This window comes from Streptomyces sp. NPDC050564 (assembly GCF_044457265.1).
GTDB lineage: Bacteria > Actinomycetota > Actinomycetes > Streptomycetales > Streptomycetaceae > Streptomyces.
Window position 1 is genome coordinate 257,010 of sequence record NZ_JBITGS010000010.1, and the last position, 21,983, is coordinate 278,992.

19 protein-coding genes, 2 tRNA genes and 1 pseudogene are annotated in these 21,983 nt (G+C 70.9%); 10 read left to right on the forward strand and 12 right to left on the reverse strand.

Annotated elements, in window-relative coordinates:
- The first annotated feature begins 33 nt into the window (after positions 1-33).
- The 5 genes and pseudogenes from ACIBK0_RS18505 to ACIBK0_RS18525 form a co-directional block, all read left to right on the forward strand.
- A complete protein-coding gene (locus tag ACIBK0_RS18505; RefSeq protein WP_399080857.1) occupies positions 34-504 on the forward strand; it encodes a DUF3592 domain-containing protein in 471 nt (156 codons plus the stop codon).
- A gap of 70 nt (positions 505-574) precedes the next feature.
- A complete protein-coding gene (locus tag ACIBK0_RS18510) occupies positions 575-2,341 on the forward strand; it encodes an AMP-binding protein (protein ID WP_399080859.1) in 1,767 nt (588 codons plus the stop codon).
- 75 nt (positions 2,342-2,416) lie between these two features.
- A complete protein-coding gene (locus tag ACIBK0_RS18515) occupies positions 2,417-3,781 on the forward strand; it encodes a sensor domain-containing protein (protein ID WP_399080861.1) in 1,365 nt (454 codons plus the stop codon).
- A 5-nt stretch (positions 3,782-3,786) separates the two neighbouring features.
- Positions 3,787-4,419 (forward strand): response regulator, encoded by a 633-nt coding sequence (locus ACIBK0_RS18520; RefSeq protein ID WP_399080957.1) that lies wholly within the window; start codon positions 3,787-3,789, stop codon positions 4,417-4,419.
- 24 nt (positions 4,420-4,443) lie between these two features.
- Positions 4,444-4,758: pseudogene (locus ACIBK0_RS18525) on the forward strand (MFS transporter); the annotation flags it as partial.
- A gap of 236 nt (positions 4,759-4,994) precedes the next feature.
- Here ACIBK0_RS18525 and ACIBK0_RS18530 read toward each other — a convergent pair.
- The 6 genes from ACIBK0_RS18530 to ehuB form a co-directional block, all read right to left on the reverse strand.
- Positions 4,995-5,068: transfer RNA gene (locus ACIBK0_RS18530), tRNA-Lys, on the reverse strand.
- Between the two features lie 95 nt (positions 5,069-5,163).
- A complete protein-coding gene (locus ACIBK0_RS18535) occupies positions 5,164-5,922 on the reverse strand; it encodes an IclR family transcriptional regulator (protein ID WP_399080863.1) in 759 nt (252 codons plus the stop codon).
- Between the two features lie 241 nt (positions 5,923-6,163).
- A complete protein-coding gene (ehuA, locus tag ACIBK0_RS18540; protein WP_399080865.1) occupies positions 6,164-6,961 on the reverse strand; it encodes an ectoine/hydroxyectoine ABC transporter ATP-binding protein EhuA in 798 nt (265 codons plus the stop codon).
- The gene (gene ehuD, locus ACIBK0_RS18545) at positions 6,951-7,601 is read right to left on the reverse strand and encodes an ectoine/hydroxyectoine ABC transporter permease subunit EhuD (RefSeq protein WP_399080867.1); all 651 of its coding nucleotides are present in this window, start codon (positions 7,599-7,601) and stop codon (positions 6,951-6,953) included. The genes ehuA and ehuD overlap by 11 nt, the downstream gene beginning before the upstream one ends.
- Before the next feature lie 37 nt (positions 7,602-7,638).
- Positions 7,639-8,367 carry an ectoine/hydroxyectoine ABC transporter permease subunit EhuC gene (gene ehuC / locus ACIBK0_RS18550; RefSeq protein WP_399080869.1) on the reverse strand — a complete coding sequence of 243 codons (729 nt, stop codon included), beginning with the start codon at positions 8,365-8,367 and terminating at the stop codon, positions 7,639-7,641.
- Positions 8,364-9,275: an ectoine/hydroxyectoine ABC transporter substrate-binding protein EhuB gene (gene ehuB, locus ACIBK0_RS18555; RefSeq protein WP_399080871.1), complete on the reverse strand. Its 912-nt coding sequence runs from the start codon at positions 9,273-9,275 to the stop codon at positions 8,364-8,366. Before ehuB ends, ehuC begins: the two co-directional genes overlap by 4 nt.
- A gap of 97 nt (positions 9,276-9,372) precedes the next feature.
- Here ehuB and ACIBK0_RS18560 point away from each other — a divergent pair, with 97 nt between their 5' ends.
- Positions 9,373-9,867, forward strand: a complete 495-nt coding sequence (locus tag ACIBK0_RS18560; protein WP_399080874.1) for a DUF3830 family protein — start codon at positions 9,373-9,375, stop codon at positions 9,865-9,867.
- Here ACIBK0_RS18560 and ACIBK0_RS18565 read toward each other — a convergent pair.
- Together ACIBK0_RS18565 and ACIBK0_RS18570 are read right to left on the reverse strand one after the other, a co-directional pair.
- Positions 9,848-11,269 carry an amidase gene (locus ACIBK0_RS18565; RefSeq protein ID WP_399080877.1) on the reverse strand — a complete coding sequence of 474 codons (1,422 nt, stop codon included), beginning with the start codon at positions 11,267-11,269 and terminating at the stop codon, positions 9,848-9,850. The two genes, ACIBK0_RS18560 and ACIBK0_RS18565, sit on opposite strands and share 20 nt — an antisense overlap.
- 19 nt (positions 11,270-11,288) lie before the next feature.
- The gene (locus ACIBK0_RS18570) at positions 11,289-12,230 is read right to left on the reverse strand and encodes a D-2-hydroxyacid dehydrogenase (RefSeq protein ID WP_399080879.1); all 942 of its coding nucleotides are present in this window, start codon (positions 12,228-12,230) and stop codon (positions 11,289-11,291) included.
- Between the two features lie 254 nt (positions 12,231-12,484).
- Here ACIBK0_RS18570 and ACIBK0_RS18575 point away from each other — a divergent pair, with 254 nt between their 5' ends.
- From ACIBK0_RS18575 to ACIBK0_RS18585, 3 genes are all read left to right on the forward strand, one after another.
- Positions 12,485-13,282 carry a decarboxylase gene (locus tag ACIBK0_RS18575; protein WP_399080881.1) on the forward strand — a complete coding sequence of 266 codons (798 nt, stop codon included), beginning with the start codon at positions 12,485-12,487 and terminating at the stop codon, positions 13,280-13,282.
- A complete protein-coding gene (locus tag ACIBK0_RS18580; RefSeq protein ID WP_399080883.1) occupies positions 13,279-14,010 on the forward strand; it encodes a decarboxylase in 732 nt (243 codons plus the stop codon). Before ACIBK0_RS18575 ends, ACIBK0_RS18580 begins: the two co-directional genes overlap by 4 nt.
- A gap of 247 nt (positions 14,011-14,257) precedes the next feature.
- Positions 14,258-15,352, forward strand: coding sequence for an LLM class flavin-dependent oxidoreductase (locus tag ACIBK0_RS18585; protein ID WP_399080885.1), 1,095 nt, complete (start codon positions 14,258-14,260; stop codon positions 15,350-15,352).
- A gap of 71 nt (positions 15,353-15,423) precedes the next feature.
- Here ACIBK0_RS18585 and ACIBK0_RS18590 read toward each other — a convergent pair whose 3' ends face one another.
- Positions 15,424-17,343 (reverse strand): putative bifunctional diguanylate cyclase/phosphodiesterase, encoded by a 1,920-nt coding sequence (locus tag ACIBK0_RS18590; protein ID WP_399080887.1) that lies wholly within the window; start codon positions 17,341-17,343, stop codon positions 15,424-15,426.
- Positions 17,344-17,698: 355 nt separating this feature from the next.
- Between ACIBK0_RS18590 and ACIBK0_RS18595 the strand changes: the two genes are divergently transcribed.
- The gene (locus ACIBK0_RS18595; protein WP_399080889.1) at positions 17,699-19,294 is read left to right on the forward strand and encodes a M6 family metalloprotease domain-containing protein; all 1,596 of its coding nucleotides are present in this window, start codon (positions 17,699-17,701) and stop codon (positions 19,292-19,294) included.
- A 154-nt stretch (positions 19,295-19,448) separates the two neighbouring features.
- Here the strand turns inward: ACIBK0_RS18595 and ACIBK0_RS18600 are convergent.
- The 3 genes from ACIBK0_RS18600 to ACIBK0_RS18610 all read right to left on the reverse strand — a co-directional run bounded on the left by ACIBK0_RS18600 (position 19,449) and on the right by ACIBK0_RS18610 (position 21,974).
- Positions 19,449-19,522: transfer RNA gene (locus tag ACIBK0_RS18600), tRNA-Lys, on the reverse strand.
- Positions 19,513-20,202 carry a bifunctional DNA primase/polymerase gene (locus tag ACIBK0_RS18605; RefSeq protein ID WP_399080891.1) on the reverse strand — a complete coding sequence of 230 codons (690 nt, stop codon included), beginning with the start codon at positions 20,200-20,202 and terminating at the stop codon, positions 19,513-19,515. Before ACIBK0_RS18605 ends, ACIBK0_RS18600 begins: the two co-directional genes overlap by 10 nt.
- A 629-nt stretch (positions 20,203-20,831) precedes the next feature.
- A complete protein-coding gene (locus ACIBK0_RS18610) occupies positions 20,832-21,974 on the reverse strand; it encodes an alkene reductase (protein WP_399080893.1) in 1,143 nt (380 codons plus the stop codon).
- Positions 21,975-21,983: the final 9 nt, after the last annotated feature.

Genomic DNA, 21,983 nt, shown 5'->3' on the forward strand with positions numbered 1-21,983 from the left:
GAACGCGCGCGTGCGCGAACACGGGGGAATGTCATGGACGTCTTCTTCTACGCCATACCCGGACTGATCATGGCCGTGGTGCTCCTCGCGGCGGCCAAAGTGGTCCGCCGCTCGCTGGAGCTCAGGAGTGCCTGGAACAGCGGACTGACCGCCGAGGCGCGCTGCCTGCGCTCGTACACGACGACCAGCGGCGGCGGTGGCGACACCTCCGTGACCACGACCCTGCACCACGTCTACGAGTTCATGACGCGCGAGGGCCGTACGGTCCGCTTCGAGGAGGCGAACGGCCCCTCGACCGTCGTCGAGGGCGACATCGTCACCGTGCACTACGCGGCCGAGCGCCCCGAGAAGGCCACGGCCCAGGCGCCCAGCCCGGTCAAGGCGGCCGTCGGCACGGTCGGCATGCTGGTGTTCTTCGGCGTGATCGTCGCCTTCTGCGTCGGCTTCATGGTCACGTACCACCACATGTCGGCGGAGAGCGACGGGTTCTTCGGCGGGATGTAGGCCCTACGGAGGGCATGGATGCTGTTGTGCCCCTCCCCATCTGACGGGGCGTCAATTATGGTGCGCCCTCATGGGGTCCATGAGGCGTACCGTCGCGGAGCTCGTGCGGGAACGATGGGGCGACCACCGCCCGGGGCTGTGGTTCGAGGGGCGGGTCCTGAGCCACCACCGGGTGGCGGCGGGCGCGGCGGCTCGGGCGGCGCTGCTCGCCGATCTGCTGCCGCCCGGCGCCGAACCGCATCTCGGGGTGCTGCTCGACAACACCCCCGAGTATCCGATGTGGTTGAGCGCGGCCGCCCTCGCCGGAGCCGCCGTCGCCGGGATCAATCCGACCCGGCGCGGCCCCGAACTGGCCCGCGACATCCTGCACACCGAGTGCCGCGTCCTGATCACCGAGCGGGCCCACCTGCCCCTGCTGGACGGCCTCGAACTCCCCGGCGTACGCGTGCTGGTGACCGACACCGACGCGTACGCCGACCTCCTCGCCTCCTACGACGGTGCGAAGCCGGACGCTTCGGGGGCGACCCCCGACGACCGTCTCCTCCTCTACTTCACCTCCGGCTCGACCGGTGCTCCCAAGGCCGCGATCTGCACCCAGGGCAGACTCGCCGCCGCCGGGCAGTCGCTCGTCGACCACTTCGGGGTGCGCCCGGACGACACGCACTACATCTGCATGCCGATGTTCCACGGCAACGCGGTGATCGCCGACTGGGCGCCCGCGCTGGCGGCGGGCGCGACGGTCGCGCTGCGGCGACGGTTCTCGGCGTCGGGGTTCCTCGCCGATGTACGGGCCTGCGGGGCCACGTACTTCACCTATGTGGGCCGAGCCGTGCAGTACCTGCTGGCCACGCCCGCCCGCCCCGACGACCGCGACAATCCGCTGCGGATGGGCTTCGGCACGGAGGCCGGCGCGGTCGACGCGGCCGCCTTCGAGGAGCGCTTCGGGGTGCGCCTCGTGGAGGGGTACGGCTCCTCGGAGGGCGGCGCGGCCATCCAGTGGGTGCCCGGCACCCCGGTCGGGGCGATCGGGCGGGCGGCACCCGGCGACGACCTCGCGGTGGTCGACCCTCAGACCCGGCGGGAGTGTCCGCCCGCCGCCTTCGCCGAGGACGGTCGGCTCCTCAACGGAGCTGATTCGATAGGGGAGCTGGTGAACCGCGGCCCCAACCCCTTCGAGGGCTACTGGCGCAACCCGGCCGCGGACGCCGCCCGGCGGCGACGGGGGTCCCCCCGCTCATGGGGGTCCCCCCGCGCGAGCGAAGTCGAGAGTGGGGGAGAAGTCGAGAGTGGGCGAGGAGCCGAGAGTGGGGGAGGAGCCGAGACCGAGCGAGGCTGGTACTGGACCGGCGACCTCTTCTACCGCGACGCCGACGGATTCCTCTACTTCGCCGGACGCACCGACGACCGCCTCCGCGTCGACAGCGAGAACCTCGCGGCCGCGATGATCGAGAACATCCTCGCCCGGTACGCCGACGCTGCCGCCGTGGCGGTGTACGCGGTGCCGGATCCCGTGGCCGGGGACCAGGTGATGGTGACGGTGGCCCTCAGGGCGGGTGTCTCCTTCGATCCGCTGAACTTCGGTGAATTCCTGCTCTCCCAGCCGGACTTGGGCACCAAGATGGCGCCCCGCTTCGTGCGGATCGTGGAGCGGATGCCCGTCACGGCCACCAACAAGATTCATCGGGTGGGGCTGCGGCGGGAGGGCTTCCGATGCGCGGATCCGGTGTGGTGGCGGCCGCCGGGGGAGTGCGCGTACCGGAGGCTGGCGGAAGCGGACGTCGAGCGGCTGATGGCCGAGTACCGGGCGCGGGGTCGCGAGGAGTTGCTGACCCGCTAGGTGGGGCTGGGTCCACCCCTGGTACACCCGCTGCTCGTATGGTCCGTGCCGCGGGGAGCCGCCTACCGTGGCCGCATGATCCGCAGGAATCCGGTACGCCCGGTGGCGTATCTCGTCAGCGGCGTACTCGTCGGTGTCCCGCTGCTTGTCGGGCTGCTGGTGCTCGCGGTCGTCGGCGTCGCGCTGACACCCGTGCTCGTCGGGCTGCCACTGCTGGCGCTGCTCGGGCTGACGGGCGTGCCCGTGGGGCTGGTCGAGCGATGGCGGCTGCGGCTCGTGGTCCCGGCGCCGGGGACCGGCCTTTCCCGAGGGCCGGGGAGTCTTCGACTCAACGGTCGGGGGAAACCTCGGCCGGAGATTCCACATCCGGAGAATCCGCAGCTGGAGAGTCCGCAGCTGGAGAGTCCGCATCCGGGGGGTCCGCATCCGGGAAGTCCGTCTCCGGGCAATCCCCATCGCACTCCGGAAGAGCCGGGACTCGCCGCCTGGGCCAGGCTCCGGTTCACCGAGCAGGCGACCTGGCGCGAGCTCGCGTACGCGGTCCTGCTGGCGTTCGTGCTGTGGCCGCTGGACCTGCTGGTGCTGGCGGGGGTGCTGGCCGTGCCGGGTGCGATGCTGGGGGCACCCGTGCAGCTGGCCGTCTCCGGCGGTGACACCCGGATCGCCAAGCTGTGGCTGATCGACACGTACGGGCAGGCGTTCCTGTGCGCGGCCGGCGGGCTCGTCCTGCTCCTCGCCCTCCTGTGGCCGCTCGCCCTGTACGCCCGTGCCCGCGCCGCACTCGCCCGGCTGCTCCTCGCCCCGCGCGATCCCGAACAGCGGCTCGCCGAGGTGACCAAGTCCCGGGCCCGTCTGGTGGCCGCCTTCGAGGCCGAGCGGCGGCGGATCGAGCGCGATCTGCACGACGGGGCGCAGCAGCGGCTGGTGGCGCTGAGCATGACGTTGGGGCTCGCGCGTCTGGACGCGCCGCCCGAACTGGCGGAGCGGCTGGCGGCCGCGCACCAGGAGGCGGACCAAGTCCTGGGCGAGCTACGCGAGTTGATCCACGGCATCCATCCGCAGGTGCTCGCCGACTACGGCCTCGGGGACGCGATCGCCGACGCCGCCGACCGGTCCGCCGTACCCGTGGAGATGGACCGGACCCTGAGCGAGCTGCCGCGGTTCGCCGAAGCCGTCGAGTCCGCCGCGTACTTCGCGGTGCGGGAGGCGCTCGCGAACGTGGGCAGGCACAGCGGGGCGGGGCGGGCGTGGATCAGCGGGCGGTACGGCGGGGACCGGCTGCGGATCGAGGTGCGGGACGACGGGAGCGGGGGAGCCGACCCGGGGCGGGGGTCGGGGCTCACCGGTCTCGCCGACCGGCTGGCGGTCCTCGATGGGACACTGAGCGTCGACAGCCCGCCCGGCGGTCCGACCGTGCTGCGTATGGAGATCCCTTGCTGAGAGTCGTGCTCGCCGAGGACAGTGTGCTGCTGCGGGAGGGACTGGTGGGGCTGCTGGCCCGGTTCGGGCACGAGGTCGTGGCGGCCGTCGGCGACGCGACGGCGCTCACGGAAGCCGTGGCCGCGCACGCGCCCGACCTGGTCGTCACCGACGTACGGATGCCGCCCGGCTTCCAGGACGAGGGACTGCGTGCGGCTCTCGCCCTGCGGGCCGCGGATCCGCGCCTGCCGGTACTCGTCCTCAGCCAGTACGTCCAGCGTGCATACGCGGCCGAACTCCTCGACACCGGGGACGGCACCGGCGTCGGCTATCTCCTCAAGGACCGCGTCGGACAGGTCGAGCAGTTCGCGGAGGCGGTGCAGCGGGTGGCCGCGGGCGGAACGGTCGTGGACCCCGAGGTCGTACGGCAGTTGCTGCGCCGTCGGCGCGATCCGCTGGAGGCGCTGACGCCGCGCGAGCGCGAGGTCCTCGGTCTGGTCGCGGAGGGAAAGTCCAACGGCGCGATCGCCCGCCGACTCGTCGTCACCGAGGCGGCCGTCGGCAAGCACATCGGCAACATTCTGGGCAAACTGGACCTGCCTCCGGCCGAGGACACCCACCGGCGGGTGCTGGCCGTACTGGCTTACCTGCGGAGCTAGTGCCCCCAGTAGGCAACGTTCGCCGCGGGAGCGGCGGACGGGCTCACCGAGGTGTCGTACACCTCGCATCTGCAGACCCTGCCGGAGACCCTGCGCGGCCATGCCTTCGGCCTGTCCGCCACCCTCGAGAACCTCGGCTTCGGGCTCGGCATGATCGCGGTGTCGGCGGCCCTCGAATCGTTCTCGGCGCTCACCGTCGTGGCCTGGTCCCACGGGATCGCCATCGTGGTCGCGGGGGTCTACCCGCTCAGGTTGTACGCCGTCCGAGGAGCTGGCGCGGAGGGGGCGAGCGGTGCGTACAGCGATCGTCGGGACGGCGCCGAGGTTTCCGGGAGCTGACTCGCCCTCCCCGACCTGGCCCGTGCTGGGGCACGAACCCGTTATCGACCGGGCGACCGCAGACGAGCGGGCCGGAGACCGGACTACGCCATCCTGCTCGGCACCGCCCTGCGGGTGCGCGGTCTGCCCTCGCTTCCGCTGCGTCTGCTGCACACGACTCCGGCGGTGCGCGCCCTGTCGGACGTACTGGGACATGCGTGAAGGCCCCCCACTGCTGTGGAGGGCCTTCACCAAGGTGCGCCGCCAGGGACTCGAACCCCGGACCCGCTGATTAAGAGTCAGCTGCTCTAACCAACTGAGCTAGCGGCGCATGACTCCCGCCTCCCGCTTTCGCGGTCGGCGACAAAAGAAATACTACCTGGTCCGCAGGGGTGCTTCTGACCACCCGGCTCGGGTACGGGCGGCCTAGATCGCCAGAGACAGCAGGACCGGGGTCGCCCCCCGGTTCAGCGACTCCGCGGCCTGCCGGAGCCGGTGGGCGTGCTCGACCGGCAGGGACAGGGCGAGGCAGCCGACGGAGGAGCCCGCCGTGATGGGGACGGCGGCGCAGACCGTGCCGACCGCGTACTCCTGGAGGTCGAGCACCGGCACTGTGGGCGGCTGGGCCTCCAGACGGGACAGCAGGAGCCGCTCGCTGGTGATGGTGCGCGAGGTGAGGCGGGCCATCTTGTGGCGGGCCAGGTGGTCGCGCCGGCCGTTGTGGTCGAGCTGGCCGAGCAGGCTCTTGCCGACCGCGCTGGCGTGGGCGGAGGAGCGGAAGTCGACCCACTCGTTGACCGCGGGGGTCGAGGGGCTCGTGGCGCACTGGGTGACGTGCACCTCGCCGTCGATGTAGCGGCTGATGTAGATCGCGGCGCCGACCGAGTCGCGCAGCCGGTCGATGGTCTGCTGCAGCTTCTCGCGCAGCGCCTGGTCGCGGCCGTGGGCGGAACCGAGCCGGCTCAGGGCGGCACCGGCGACATACGCGCCGTCGGCGATCTGCTCGACATACCCCTCCCGACGCAGCATCCGCAGCAGTGCGGTCAGCCGCTCGGTGCCGAGACGGGTCTGGCGGGCGAGTTCGGCGTCGGTGACACCGGTCGAGTGCCGCGACACCGTCTCCAGGACGCGCAGTGCGTCCTGGGCCGAGTGGTACGGCGCGGTCGGCTCGTGCATCAGCGCCACGGTTTCCCCCTGCGCTTCATGGACCCGGCTCGAACAAGACACAGCCCGGACGACCGGGCTCCCTCCACGATAACCATCAAAGAGCTTGCTGTGAGCGTGTGTTGACGAGATTCATGGCGCGCTCCACCTCTCTCAACAGGAGCGCGCCACTCTGGCATATGCCAACGTCAAGGCACGTAAGGCATGCCCCACGTGCCGGACCTCGCGGCTTGCCGCGCCCGTCCGCATTCACTCCTCGTAGTCACAGAACCGCGCTGAGAAATTCCCGGGTCCTGTCGTGCTCCGGATCGCCGAAGATCTTCTCCGGCGAACCGGCCTCGATGACGCGGCCGGAATCGAACATCAGGACCTGGTCCGAGATGTCCCTGGCGAAATTCATCTCGTGGGTCACACAGAGCATCGTGATGTCGGTGGTGTGGGCGATGTCGCGGAGGACGTCGAGGACACCCGCGACCAGCTCGGGGTCGAGCGCGGACGTCACCTCGTCCAGGAGCAGCACCTGCGGACGCATCGCCAGCGCCCGGGCGATCGCCACGCGCTGCTGCTGGCCGCCGGACAGCCGGCTCGGCCGCTCGTCGCACTTGTCGGCGAGACCCACCAGCTCGAGCAGCTCGCGGGCCCGCGCCTCGGCCTCGTCCTTGGACAGGCCGAGGACGGTGACCGGCGCCTCGGTGATGTTCCTCAGCACGCTCATGTTCGGGAACAGGTTGAACTGCTGGAAGACCATCCCGATCTTCTTGCGCACCTCACGGATCTGCTTCTCGCCCGCCGGGAAGAGCTGCTCCCCGGCGACCGTGATCGTGCCCTCGTCCGGCTTGGCCAGGGTCATCAGCAGCCGCAGGATCGTCGTCTTGCCCGAGCCGGACGGGCCGATCAGGGTGACGTGCTTGCCGGAGTCGACGCGGAAGTCGAGCCCGTCCAGGACGGTGTTGCTCCCGAACCGCTTGGTGACCTTGTCGAAACTGATCAGCTCGGCGCCGTCCACCGGGGGATTGGCGTGCGCGTCGGGGTCTTTGATCAGGGGGGTGTCAGCGGACAAGACGTCGCTCCAGGGCTCGCAGGAGGAGGGAAGCCGGATAGGAAATGAGGATGAAGGCCACGCCGATGACCGTGAGCGGCTCGGTGAACTGGAAGTGCTGCTGCGAATACAGCCGCGCCTCCCCGAGCATGTCCAGCACGGTGATCGCCATCAGCAGCGGTGTGTCCTTGAGCATCGAGATGACGTAGTTGCCCAGCGCGGGCACCACGCGGCGGATCGCCTGCGGCAGGATCACCGCGGTCCAGGTGCGCCGCACGGGCAGGCTGAGCGCCGTGGCCGCTTCCCATTGGCCGGGCGGCACGCCCTCGATACCGGCCCGGTAGACCTGCATCGTGTACGTCGAGTAGTGCAGCCCGATCGCGACGACACCGGTCGTCAGCGCGGAGAACGTGATGTTCCACTCGGGCAGCACATAGAAGAGGAAGAAGAGCTGCACCAGGAGCGGCGTGTTCCTGATGAACTCGGTGACGACCCCGACCGGCCAGCGCACCCATCGTGTCGGCGTGCGCATCAGCAGCGCCCACACCAGTCCGAGGGCGAACGAGATCAGTGAACCGAGGGCCAGCGCCTGCAGGGTGACCAGCAGTCCGTCCCAGAAGTGCGGCATGAAGTCGCCGACCGCGCTCCAGTCCCATTTCATGCGGCACCTCCGTTCGTCGGCATGGAAGCCATGAGGTTCATGCGGCACCTCCGCTGGCCGCGCCCACACCGGTGGTCTCGGCGCGACGCAGTTCGCGACGGGACACCCCGCGCTCCGGCTCCTTGCCGATCCCGGCCTTCAGCCGCTTCTCCAGGCCGCGCATCATTCGGGTGAGCAGGAAGGCGATGACGAAGTAGATCAGCAGGACGTACGAGTAGATCTCCGCGCTCTGCTGCAGTGCCAGACGCACCAGGTTGCCGCTGAAGGCCAGATCGCCCATCCCCATGATGGAGACCAGGGCCGTGCCCTTGAGCAGCTCGATCAGCAGGTTGCAGAAGGAGGGGATCATCTCCGGCACCGCCTGCGGCAGCAGGACCAGCCGCATCCGCTGCCAGGGCGTGAAGCTGAGCGCGATACCGCCCTCGCGCTGCGCGGGGTCGACCGCGTTCAGGGCGCCGCGCACGATCTCCGCCCCGTACGCCCCGTACGTCAGCCCCAGCGCCAGCGTGCCCGCCCACATCGGGACGAGCTGCCAGCCGAAGGCGAGCGGCAGCACGAAGTACACCCAGAAGATCATGATCAGTGCGGAGGTGCCGCGGAACACCTCGGTGTAGAAGCCCGCGAGGAAGCGGACGATCCACCGCCGCGAGGTGCGCGCGATCCCGACCGCGAAGGAGACGGCACCGGCCAACAGAGCGCTGAAGAACAGCAGTTGGACGGTGATCCAGATCCCTTCGAGTACGAGTTTCCAGAGTCCCGAGGTCATCCGCCGCAGAGCTCCTTCGCGGTCATGTCGGTCATCTCGGCCTTGGTGAAACCGAACGGCCGGAGAATGCGGAACAGTTCGCCGCTGTCCTTCATCTTCTTCAGCTCCACGTTGAAGGCGTCCCGCAGCTTCGTCTCGGCCGACCGGAACGCGAAGCCGCCGCCGTCGACGTGCGGCTTGCCCTTCACCAGGGGGGCGAAGGGCTTTGTGCTCTCCGCCTTGCGGGACTTCTTGACGACTTCCCGTGTGGTCAGCGCGGTTCCGGCGAAGACGTCGACGCGCCCCGCCTCGACCGCGTTCAGCCCGGCCACCTGATCCGGCACGATCAGGATGTCGCTCTCCTTGTATCCGGCCTCGACCGCGTACTGGATCTCCGCATACCCGGTGCCCGTCGCGAACTTGGCCTTCTTCGCGACGATGTCCTTGTAGTCGTGCAACCCCTTCGGGTTGCCCTTGCGCACGATGAACGCGTCGAGCATCTGGTAGTCCGGGTCGGCGAAGATGACCTGCTGGCAGCGCTCGGGGTTGATGTACATCCCGGCGGACACGACGTCGAACTGCTGCGAGTTGAGCCCGGGAATGAGCGAGCCGAACTCGGTCGGGACCGGCTGGACGCGATCGACCCCCAGCCGCTTGAACACGGCCTTCGCGAGTTCGGGCGCCTCGCCGGTCAGTTCGCCGTTCTTGTCGATGTAGCCGAAGGGGATCTCCCCCGCGATGCCGAGTCGTACGACACCCTGAGCCTTCAGCCGGTCGAGGAGATCACCGCCGTTGCCGGCCGCCGTGGCGACCCGGGTGCAGCCGGCGGCGCCCAGCGCGCCGACGGCACCGACCGCGGAGGCGCCGGCGAGCAGCGACCGCCGGCTCAGCCCTCGTTTCTCTGTGTCATTCCCAAGTGGTGGAGCCATGGCCGCGCGGCTACCCGGGACGATGCGAAGTATTCGGATCGGTTTGAGCCCCGTCCGTCGCCGAGGCCACCTTGACCGCCGCGGGACCATGGAATGCATGGCCGACCGCATTATTGAAATCTCCCTGGTCAAGCGGGGAGTCCACTGCACGGCGAAGCTCCTCGACGACCGGGCGCCGATCACCTGCGCGGCGGTGTGGGACGCGCTCCCGCTGGGCGGCGACGTCTACCACGCGAAATACGCGCGCAATGAGATCTACGCTCTTTTCCCGCCTTTCGCGAAATCGGAGCCACCCCTGGAAAATCCGACAGTTACCCCTATCCCCGGAGACCTCTGCTATTTCGCCTTCGCGGGCACGGAACTGGGCACCAAGGCCTACGGCTACGACAGCGACGTACGCCCCGGCACCACCGTCGTCGACCTCGCCCTCTTCTACGAGCGCAACAACCTGCTCCTCAACGGCGATGTGGGCTGGGTGCCCGGCATCGTCTGGGGCCAGGTGGTCGACGGCCTCGACGCGATGGCCGAGGCCTGCAACGACCTGTGGCGCTCGGGCGCGCTGGGCGAGACGCTCAGCTTCCGGCGGGCTTAGGGAACCGGGGCGCGGGAGCCACCCCCGCGGCTCCCGCCTCGTACAGGGTGTGCGCCGTCCGCAGGACGAGGTCGTCCCGATGCCGGGCGGCCACGATCTGCAGGCCCACCGGGAGGCCGTCCGCGTCCACCCCGACGGGGACCGTCGCGGCGGGCTGCTGCGTCATGTTGAAGGGGTACGTGAACGGGGTCCAACCCGTCCATCGACGCTGCCCGGAGCCCTTGGGGACCTCGGCGCCCGCCTCGAAGGCCGTCAGCGGCAGGGTGGGCGTCACCAGGACGTCGTGCGACGCGTGGAAGCGTCCCATCCGCCGCCCGAGCTCCATGCGCACGTCCACCGCGGCGAGATAGTCCAGCGCGCCGAAGCGGGCGCCGAGGCCGCAGATCTCGCGGAGGCCGGGGTCGAGCAACTCCCGCTGGTGTGGTCCGAAGTGCTGGGTCACACGGGCCGCGCCGCTGAACCACAGTGTGTGGAAGGCGTTCACCGGGTCGGTGAAGTCGGGGTCGGCCTCGGTGACGTACGCACCGAGACCCGCGAGCCGCTCCACCGCCCGCCGAACCGCCGCCGCGACGGCGGGACGGACCGCGACCTGCCCGCCCAGCGAGGGCGAATAGGCGACCCGCAGCCCCCGCACCCCGCCCTCCAGCGCGTCCACGAAGGACCCGCCGGCCGGCCCCAGTGCCGACCAGTCCCGCGCATCGGGCCCGCTGATCACGTCCAGCAGCAGCGCGGCGTCGGCGGCGTCCCGGGCCATCGGCCCCACGTGCGAGAGCGTCCCGAAGGCGCTCGCGGGATACAGCGGCACTCGCCCGTACGTCGGCTTCAACCCGAAGACCCCGCAGAAGGCGGCCGGGATGCGGACACTGCCGCCGCCGTCCGTGCCGAGCGACAGCGGGCCCGCGCCCAGTGCCACGGCCGCCGCGCTGCCGCCGCTGGAGCCGCCCGCCGTGCGCGAGACGTCGTACGGATTGCGCGTCACCCCCGACAGCGGCGAGTCCGTGACGCCCTTCCAGCCGAACTCGGGCGTCGTCGTCTTGCCGAGGAAGACCGCGCCGTGCTCGCGCAGCCGGGCCACGGACGGCGCGTCCTCGTCCCAGCGCCCGTGCGGATCAATGGTCCGGGAGCCGCGCAGGGTCGGTGCGCCGCGCATGAGCAGGATGTCCTTGACGGTGACCGGGACGCCGTCCAGCAGGCCCACGGGCTCCCCGCGCCGCCAGCGCTCCGCCGACTCCCCCGCTCGGGTGAGGGCCTCGTCCGCGTCGAGGCGTACGAAGGCATTCACGGCGGGCTGGACGCGATCGGCACGTTCCAGGGTCGCGCGTGTCGCGTCCACGGGGCTGAATTCGCCCTTGCGGTAACCATCGACGAGTTGTACGGCGGTCAGCTCGGTGAGTTCCGACATCGGCCCCTCCAAAGGGAGATCACTGTCCCGGCACGTACCCACGTTTCTTGTCGACGACGTTCGGCAGCGGCTTTCCCGCCGCCCAGCGTTCGTACAACTCCATGAACTGCGTACCCAGTTCGTCCCGCCAGCCGGCCGTGTCCCCGCTCATGTGCGGTGACACGATCAGCCCGGGCACCTGCCACAACGGGCTGTCGGGGCCGAGCGGTTCGTGCGCGAAGACATCGAGGGCCGCGCCCGCGATCCACCGCTTCGACAGCGCCTCGGCCAGCGCGTCCTCGACGACGAGCTGCCCGCGTCCGACGTTGATGAAGCGCGCCGACGGCTGCATCACCCCGAAGCGCCGCGCGTCGAACATGCCGCGCGTGGCCTCGGTGAGCGGCGCCGCGCACACCACCCAGTCGGCGCGTGCCATCAGCCGGTCCAGCTCCTCCGGGCCGTGCACACCGCGGCTCGCGGCGCGCCCCACCAGCGCGGTCGTGACGTCAAGTGCCTTGAGCGTCCCGACGATCGCCCGCCCGATCGGCCCGGAGCCGACCACGCACGCACGGGTCCCCGCCACCCGCTGCGACTCGCGGTGCCGCCACTCCCGCTGCCGCTGCAGGTCCCAGGTCCGCGGCAGATCCTTCGCCATGGCCAGCACCAGCGCGGCGACGTACTCCGCGATCGGCTGGTCGAAGACCCCGCGCGCGTTGGTCACCACCGTGTCGGACGCGGCGAGCTCGGGGCACATCAGATGGTCCACGCCCGCACTCGCCGTGTGCACCCAGCGCGGCCGCGGACCCTCCCCGGGCCAGGCACGGCGTACGGCGTGCGAGGTGAAGTCCCAGACCAGCAGGACGTCCGCGTACGGCAGCCGTTCGGCCAGCGTGGACTCGTCGGCGTGCTCGATCCGCACCCGACCGGTGAGCCTGCCGAGGCGGGGGAGGGGGTCGGCGTCGAGGACGAGGAGGGTGGTCATCGGGGCAACCGTTTCGCAGGGCGGGTCCGCTTTTCCGGGGCGGCGTGGACCGCGCGGGCGGTGAGGGTTCAGATCCGCTTTCGAGGGTTTTCCGGAGAATGAAGGGTATCTGGGTAGATGTGAGAAGAAAGGTGTGCGCGAACCGTCTGAGATGCGCGGATTGACCACGCTCGCACCCGAACCTACCTTCGTCAACACGGGCCCGCGTACGGTCCGTTGCCCACCCGTTTCTGTTCGTGAGGCCGGTGCCTGCCATGGATGTCTCCTTTCTGGGTGGCCCCCGCCCGCAGCGCGGCATCGGCGTCGTCGCCCCCTTCGACTTCGCCCTCGACCGGGAGCTGTGGCGCTGGGTGCCGGACGACGTCTCCCTGCACCTCACCCGCACCCCGTTCGTGCCGGTCGAGGTCAGCCTGGACCTGGCCCGCCTGGTCTCCGAACACGAGACGCTCGGCGACGCGGTGCGTGCCCTGAACGCGGTCGCGCCCGAGGTCGTCGCGTACGCCTGCACCTCCGGCAGCTTCGTGGGAGGCGTGGCCGGGGAGCGCGCGATGTGCGAGGCGATGACGCGGGCGGGCGGGGTTTGCTCGGTCACCACGTCCGGCGCTCTCCTGCGCGCGCTGGAGGAGCTGGGCGCCCGCCGGATCGCGCTGGTGACCCCGTACACGGTCTCGGTGACCCAGTCCCTGGAGGAGTACGTGGCCGAGGCGGGCATCGCGGTGACGGGCCGTGCCTACATGGGCCTGACCAGGCACATCTGGAAGGTCCCGTACCGCGATGTGGTGGAAATGGCCCACCGGGCGGTACGGGGTGAGGTGGACGCCCTGTTCATCAGCTGCACCAACCTTCCGACGTACGACGTCATCCCCCAGTTGGAGGCTGAACTGCGCATCCCGGTTCTCTCGGCCAACCAGGTGACGATGTGGGCGGCGCTGCGTCAGCTGGGTACCCGGGCCGTGGGTCCCTATCAGGCTCTGCTCGACGAGTCCGCTCGTCGGGGGCCCGCACTGCCGGAAGGGCCGGTACTGCCGGAAGAACAGGAAGGTTGGGCATGACCGCACTCGGATTCCTCTACCCAGGTCACTCGGGCGAGGACGACTACCCGCGCATGGAGCAGTTGCTCGGCAGCGATATCCGGCTTCCCCTGGTCCACACGGACATCGGCGAGGACGCGCACCGGGTGGACGCGCTCCTCGAGATGGGCTCGGCGGCACGGCTCGCGGCGGGCGTGGAGGAACTGCGCCTGTCCGGTGCCGAAGCGATCGTGTGGGCCTGCACCAGCGGCAGCTTCGTGTACGGCTGGCAGGGCGCCCATGAGCAGGTCCGCGCCCTCGCCCGGACCGCAGGTCTGCCCGCCTCCTCCACGTCCTTCGCCTTCGCGCACGCGGTGGCGGAGATCGGTGCCCGGCGGGTCGCGGTCGCGGCGACCTATCCGGAGGATGTGGCCGCGCTCTTCGCCGCGTTCCTGAAGGACGCGGGGGTGGAGGTGGTCGCCGTGCGCGGAGCCGGTGTCATCACCGCCGCGGAGGTCGCCACCTGGGGGGTCGAGCAGGTCCTCGCCCTCGCCCGCGAGGCCGACCATCCCGACGCGGACGCGATCCTCCTCCCCGACACGGCCCTCCATACGGCATCCCACATCACGGCCCTGGAGGCCGCTCTCGGCAAACCGGTCCTCACCGCGAACCAGGTCACCGTCTGGGAGGGCCTGCGCCTGGCGGACCGCCGGGTGAACGCCCCCGAGCTGGGAACGCTGTTCACGAGGGAGCCGATCGTGCAGGTGTGAGGGGATTTTCGCCCCCGCCGCCCCTAGCCGTTCCCGTACCTGGGGGGCTGCGCCCCCAGACCCCCTCGGCTGTCACTTGGCCGCGGGTGGGTGGGGGCTGGTCGCGCAGTTCCCCGCGCCCCTAAAAGGGCGCGGGGAACTGGAGACCAAACAAACCCCCAGTCCCGCGCCCGCGCGGGAATAACCGGAGACCGCCTCCTGTTTGCACCCGGCGGACAGCATCGCGCACGTATCAGGAGGCACCCCGGTGGACGAGACGGACGAGATCCGAGGCACGGCGACGGGCACCGCCCCCGTACCCCTGTCGGTCCTGGACCTGGTCACCGTAGGAGCGGGCCGTACCGCGACCGACGCCCTGGGTACCAGCGTCGAGCTCTCCCGCCTCGCGGAGTCCCGCGGCTTCCACCGCTACTGGGTCGCCGAACACCACTCGATGCCGGGCGTGGCATCGTCCTCGCCCGCGGTGATCCTGGCCCACCTGGCGGCCCACACGACCCGCATCCGTCTCGGCTCGGGCGGCGTCATGCTCCCGAACCACGCCCCCCTGGTCATCGCGGAACAGTTCGGCACGCTGGAGGCGATGGCCCCGGGCCGTGTCGACCTGGGCCTCGGCCGGGCCCCCGGCACGGACGGCGCGACCGCGGCGGCCCTCCGCCGCACGGACCTCCTCAACGAAGGCGCCGACGACTTCCCCCAGCAACTCGCCGAGCTCACCCGCTTCCTGGACGACGACTTCCCCGACGGCCACTCCTACGCCCGCATCCACGCGGTCCCCGGCCCCGTCCAGTCGACATCCCCCGGCGGCGTGCAGTCCCCGCATCGTCCTCCGATCTGGCTCCTTGGCTCCTCCGGCTTCAGCGCCCGCCTCGCCGGAGTCCTGGGTCTGCCCTTCGCCTTCGCCCACCACTTCTCGGCACAGAACACGATCCCGGCGCTGGACCTCTACCGCGAGTCCTTCCAGCCGTCAGCGGTCCTGTCCTCCCCCTACGCCCTCATCGGCGTCGCCGCCCTCGCCACGGACGACGAGAAGGAGGCCCGCCGTCAGGTCCTGGCCGCCGCCCTGAACATGGTCCGCCTGCGCACCGGCCGCCCGGGTCTGGTCCCGACGCCCGAGGAGGCGGAGGCGTACGAATTCAGCCCCATGGAGCGGGAGTTCATCACCAGCTGGAACGCCAACGTCATTCACGGCACCGCCGACGAGGTCCGCTCCGGCCTCGACGACCTGCAAAAGCGCACCGGCGCCGACGAGTTGATGATCACGGGCAATGCCCACAGCGGCGAGGTACGCCTGCGCTCGTACGAACTCATCGCGGACGCGTACGGGTTGCCGAAGCCTCAGTAGCCCGAGGCTCGAGCGTGTCTCAGGCCTGAGCGTGTCTCAGGCCTGAGGGGCGTTCGATGCCTGAGCGGGGCTCAGGCCTGAGGGCAGTCGGTCGCCGTCAATAGTGCGGAGATACGATCCGGCGCCACCGGCCGCGAGTACAGCCAGCCCTGGCCGGTGTCGCAGCCGATGCCGCGCAGCCGGGAGGCCTGCGAGGCGGTCTCCACGCACTCGGCGGTGACCGTCAGGCCCAGCCGGTGGGCGAGTTGGATGAGGGCCTCGACGATGACCTCGTCGGCGGGATTGGGGTGAGCCCCCGTGTCCTCGTACTGGAAGCCGCGCACGAAGGAGCCGTCCAGTTTCAGGACGGAGACCGGGAGACGGCTGAGGTAGGCCAGGTTCGAGTAACCGGTGCCGAAGTCGTCGATGGCGATGCGGACGCCCATGTCGCTGAGGGCCTGCAGGGCCTGGAGGGGCCGGCCGGCGGACCCCATCACCGCCGACTCCGTCAGCTCCAGCTGGAGGAGATGCGGGGCGAGGCCGGTCTCCGCGAGGATGGCGGCCACGTCGGCGACCAGGTCGGAGTCCCAGACCTGGCGCACCGCCACGTTCACGCTGACGAAGATCGGCGGCGCGTCCGGGTGGTCCAGCTGCCAGCGGCGGGCCTGGCGGCAGGCGGTGGCGAGCACCCAGCGGCCGAGTTGCACGATCGAACCGTCTTCCTCGGCCAATCCGATGAACCGATTCGGCGTCAGCGTTCCGAACTGCGGGTGGTTCCAGCGAACCAGGGCCTCGACACCGCGTACGCCGCCGTCCTCCATGCCCACCAACGGCTGGTACTCCAGGGCGAATTCACCCCGCTCGACGGCCGCGCGGAGGGTGGAGGACAGGGCCTGGCGGGTCATCCGGTGGGCGTTGCGCTCCGGGTCGAAGAGGGTCCAGCGGCCCTTGCCGTCGGCCTTCGCCCAGTACAGCGTCGTGTCCGCGGCCTGCATCAGACCGGTCGCGCTGGTTCCCGCGGCGCGCCGCTCGACGACACCGATCGACGCGGAGAGGGACAGCCGCTGACCCGAGAGGTCGAACGGCGCCTGGAGCGCCTTCAGGACGGATTCGGCGAGGTCGGCCAACTGGTCCGTTCCGGTGGAGTCTTCGACCAGGAGCGCGAACTCGTCGCCGCCCAGTCTCGCCACCAGAGGCGTGGCCGCTCTCGTGTAACCGGCCTCGTCGGCGCAGCGCGTCAGACGTTCGGCGACGGCCGCGAGCAGCCGGTCCCCGACGCGGTGGCCGAGCGTGTCGTTGACCGCCTTGAACCCATCGAGGTCCAGGTAACAGAGTCCGATCCGGCCGGTGCCGCCCTCCTCGTACGCCTCCGCCTCCAGGGCCGCCGAGAGTCGCTCGAAGAACAGGGTGCGGTTCGGCAGCCGGGTCACCGGGTCGTGCATCTGCAAGTGGCGCAGTCGCGCCTGGAGTTCACGCCGGGCGCTGATGTCGGAGACGGACAGCAGCACGGCCTGCTCCTGCGGGGGCAGCGGCGCGATCGTCACCTGGACCCAGAGGGAGTGTCCGTCGGGGTGCTTGAGGCGCCGGGTGCAGCGCAGCCGGGCCTGCCGGCCGCGCAGCACCTCCCGGTACGAGTGCCAGGTGCGGGCGTCGGACGCCAGGTCCACGAGATCGGCGGCGATCCGCCCGATGAGCGCGTCCGTACCGCCACCGAGCAGCGTGCCCAGTGACTCGTTGGCGGTGACGACCAGGCCCTCGCGGTCGACGACGGCCATGGCGAGGGGGGCGGTGGCGAAGGCCGCCCGGAAAGTACGGGGTGACGTTCCGTCGGGTACGGGCGTGTCGGGAGGCGTCCCGGCAGAGGCGTACGGGTCAGGAGGTGACCCGGGGGAGACAGATGCGCCGGGAGACGACCCCGCGCACATACGAGGAGATGTGCCGATGTGACGCTCTGTGACGGCCGGCCGGACGAGGTCTGCCGAGGGCGCCGGCCCTTCGGAGGTTCCGCTCACCGCTCGCTCCCGCAGTGCACTCGTTCTTCGTATGGGTCTCTCGGGGTGGTCGGCCGGTGCTGGACGGCCGAACAAGCCGTGTCCGTGCAGGAAAGTGTGCCGATCATAGAGGGTGGCCTCGGGGAGTTGCAGCCACTGTCCAGTGTCCCGGAACAACTGCCGGTTCTGACAGATCGTTTCTGCCTCCATCTGGGCGGGTTCCTTCCCTGGCCGATCGCCTGTGACGTTCCGTGAGTGTTCGGGGTGTCGGCCTCGTACGGCTCCTCACCCTTCTGGTGCAGACAAAAAGGGCGAAGTAATACAAATTCACCGAGGCTGGGTGCGGTGTCCCGAAAGTCCGCATCCGGAGGTGGACGTGCCGCGTCAGCTCCCCCTGAGAGGTCTCACCCGTGAGGCTCAGCAGGGTTTCACCCGTGAGGCCCTGCGGGGCCTCACCCGTGACGGGACGCCACGCTGGCGCAGCACCGCGGCCGTGTTCACCTCGATGACCGCGCTCGCCGCGACCTCCCTGATGCCGGGCCCCGCACTCGCCGAACCCCGTTCGGCCCCCTGCGCCCTGGAACGGACCGAGGCGCACCACTCGGAGGGCGTCGACACCTGGAACTCCGCGTATGTGCGCCCCACCCACCCGCTCGACGCGGTGATGGTCTTCCTGTCCTTCCCCGACTCCACGCCACGGACCACACCCGCCGAACTGACCGCCGACTACTTCCCGGCCACCAGCGACTTCTTCGAGCGCGCCTCGTACGGCAAGTTCACGGTGCGGCCGTATTCCCTGCGCGACTGGATCCGGATGCCGCACACCTCCAAGTCGTACGCCATACAGCGTGACTGGAGCTCCGCGCACCGTGCCGCGTATCTGCGTGACGCGCTCGCCGCGGCCGACCAGCAGGTGGACTTCTCGCGCTACGACATCGTCTACTTCGTGGCCGACCCGGACGCGCCGGGCGTCGACTCGGACGCCACGAAGGTCGTCAACCTCGACACGCCCCTGCAGGCCGACGGCAAGGAGATCCGCCGCGTCGTCACGGTCTTCGAGAAGCACCCACCGGACCGCCTCGTCCTCGCCCACGAGACCGGCCACGTCTTCGACCTGCCCGACCTCTACCACCGCCCCTCCGACGGCAAAGGTGACTGGGACACCTATGTCGGCGACTGGGACCTCATGGGCAGCCAGTTCGGCCTCGCGCCCGACCTGTTCGGCTGGCACAAGTGGAAGCTGGGCTGGCTGGAACCACGCCAGGTGGCGTGCGTGCGGGGCACCGGCAGTACGGTGCTGACGCTGGAGCCGCTGGAGGCGGAGCCTGAGGCGGTGGGGGCGGCCGGGGCCGGCGCGTCGGGTTCGTCGACGATCCTGAGGTATCCGTCCCGGGTCTTGGGGTCGTCGCCGGCATTGGGTCCGCCGGGGTCCTTGGCTTCGTCGGGGTCTGTGGCTTCGTCGGGGTCCGTGGCTTCGTCCGGGTCTGTGGCTTCGTCCGGGTCCTTGGCTTCGGCGAGGTCCTTCGGGCCGCCCGGCCCCGTGGATCCGGTCGGACAGTGGGCTTCGTCCGGGTCCTCGGTGTCGCCGGGGGTGTCGGGTTCGTCGGGTGTGCCGGGGCCGCACGTCTTCGGTTCCGGCCGGGGCACCAAGCTGGCGGTGGTTCCGACCGGCGCCGACAGCGCGCTCGCCCTCGAGGTGCGCGGCTCGGAGGGCAACGACGGCGCGACGTGCACGCAGGGCGTGCTCGTCTACCGCGTCCGCGGCGAGACCGAGTCGGGCGGTGGCCCGATCGAGGTCCTGGACGCGCACCCCCACACCGAGTCCTGCTGGGAGGACTCGGTCTACCCACCGCTCGCGGACGCGCCGGTGGCGCTGGGGGAGAGCTACACCGTGCCCGGCGAAAAGGTCCGGATCGAGGTCGAGGGCCGAACCCTTTCGGGCGAGTGGACGGTGAAGATCACGCCAGGGTGAGCCGGCCCTCGCGATTCCGGTCACTGGGGCGATCTCGCGGGGGGTGGGGGTGGCGGAGCCTCGGAGCCTCCCACAACGCGCGGCGAAGTCCGGCGAAAACAACGATGGCGAGGCCCGTTCGCGTTTCCGCGAACATGCCTCGCCATCGCTAGCGTGCGCCGCCAGGGACTCGAACCCCGGACCCGCTGATTAAGAGTCAGCTGCTCTAACCAACTGAGCTAGCGGCGCCTGCTGACGTCGTAGACCTTAGCATCCTGATCGGCGGGAGGAAAAATCGATATCCGCACCGCGGCGGAGGCGGCCATGCGGGCCGTCCGGACGGCCGCCCAGAGCAGGATCTCGGGGCCGGGAAGCCAGGGATGCCGGGTGTCGGGGGCGACGAGCCAGTGGGATTCCAGACGGGCGGCGGCGCTCGCTCCGCAGCCGTCGATGCTCAGCGCGGGGACGGTGACCGCGTCTCCCGTGCCGTGGCAGAGCAGCGGCGGCACCGCGCCGCACCGCCCCGCGTGCCCGGCGTCCTCCTGGCCCCCGGCACCGCGAGAACCCCACTCCTCCCACTCCATGAGTGAGGGCAGCCGCTGAGCCGTACCGGGCGCGGCGAACAGCAGCATCCGCCCGCGGTACGCCGCCACGGGGCCGGAGCCGGGCCCGTCGTCCCACAACCGGTCGAGCATCCGCCGCCCGAAGATCGCCGGAGCGTTGACCACGTCGAAGGTGCTGCCGCAGGGCAGGACGACCGGGGCGCCAGGCCGTTCCGCCCACAGGGCGAGCGTGCTGCGCGGGTACGTTCCTGCAGAGGCGAGCCAGGCGGCGCCCTCGGAGGTGACGCCCGCGATGTCGAACCGGTCGGGCAACGGTGCGCCGGGGCCGTGGGGGGAAGTGCTTGCCGGGTTCCGTGTGCTGCTCATGCCGATTACATCTACCGGGGGTAAGCGGTCCGTCTCGAAGGGTTGCCGGAAATCGGGACAGGAGGGGGTGGGGTGGAGTATCTTGCCCCGCTGGCATATGCCAGAAAATCTTGTGATGCCCGGCGGGTGCCGCCGCCGCCCGGCGGGCGACTGGTGTCCTGGTCGGCTCGGATGGCCGGTCGTGGCTCCGGGCGGCTCGGGACGGCCGGTCGTCGCTTCGGTCGGCTCCGCATGGCCTGTCCGTTCCCCGGTCGGCACCGGTGGTCCGCCGACTACCCGATCGGCACTGGATGGCCGGTCGTCGCTCCGGGCGGCTCGCGGCGGCCGGTCGTCGCTTCGGTCGGCTCCGCATGGCCTGTCCGTTCCCCGGTCGGCACCGGTGGTCCGCCGACTACCCGATCGGCGCCGGATGGCCGGTCGTCGCTCCGGGCGGCTCGCGGCGGCCGGTCGTCGCTTCGGTCGGCTCCGCATGGCCTGTCCGTTCCCCGGTCGGCACCGGTGGTCCGCCGACTACCCGATCGGCGCCGGATGGCCGGTCGTCGCTCCGGGCGGCTCGCGGCGGCCGGTCGTCGCTACGGTCGGCTCCGCATGGCCTGTCCGTTCCCCGGTCGGCACCGGTGGTCCGCCGACTACCCGATCGGCACCGGATGGCCCGCCGACACCTCGGTCAGCGCGGGATAGTCGGTGTACCCCGCCTCCCCGCCCACGTACATGAGCCCCTCGTCCCGCACCGGATTGAGCGGCGCTCCGAGGCGCAGCCGGGCGACCAGGTCGGGGTTGGCCAGGAACGGCCGCCCGAACGCGATCAGATCCGCCCCGGCGGCCAGCAGCCGCCCGCCCCGGCGCGTGACGTCGTCCGTCGTGACTCCGGGCAGGCCGGGATTGGCGATGAGCGCGCCCGGCCAGGCCTCCCGGAGCGTCCGGAAGAGGGGCTGGTCCGGATCGGCATAGACGATGTGCAGATAGGCGAGCCCGGCCCCGGCCAGTGCGTCGATGAGCGCCGCGTAGACGCTGTTCGTCTCGGTCTCGCCACCCTCGTCGATGCCGTTGACGGTGAGGCCGGGGGAGATGCGCAGGCCCACCCGCTCCGCGTCGATTGCGTCGGCGACGGCCCGGACCACCTCGACCACGAACCGGATCCGGCCGGCTGCCGAGCCGCCGTACGCGTCGGTACGCCGGTTGGTGCCCTTGGCCAGGAACTGGTGCAGGAGATAGCCATTGGCGCCGTGCACCTCCACGCCCTCGAATCCCGCGTCGACGGCTCGGCGGGCCGCGGCGGCGAAGTCGGCCACGGTGGAGCGGATCTCGGCGGGGGTCATCTCGCGCGGGGTGACGGACGGTTGATGACCACCGGGGGTGAAGATCATGCCCGGCAGCGGTACGGCCGAGGGGGCGACCGGGGTGAGTCCGCTGGTGTCGGGATGCCCGATCCGGCCCCCGTGCTGCACCTGGACGAACATCCGCCCGCCCGCGGCCCGCACCGCGTCCGTGACCTGGCGCCATCCGGCCACGTGCGCGTCGCTGTGGAGTGCGGTGATGTTCGGGTACGTCTGGCCCACGGGGTTCGGTGTGGAGGCCTCGGCGATGATCAGTCCGGCGGAGGCGCGCTGTGCGTAGTAGGTGGCCATGACCGGCTGCGGGGTGCCGTCGGCCGCGGCGCGATTGCGGGTCATCGGGGCCATCACGAGGCGGTTGGGGAGGGGTAGGGGGCCGAGGCGGGCGGGCTCGAAGAGCCGCGGGCCACTTGCCGTATCTCCTGCTGTGTTCGTCATGCGGGTACG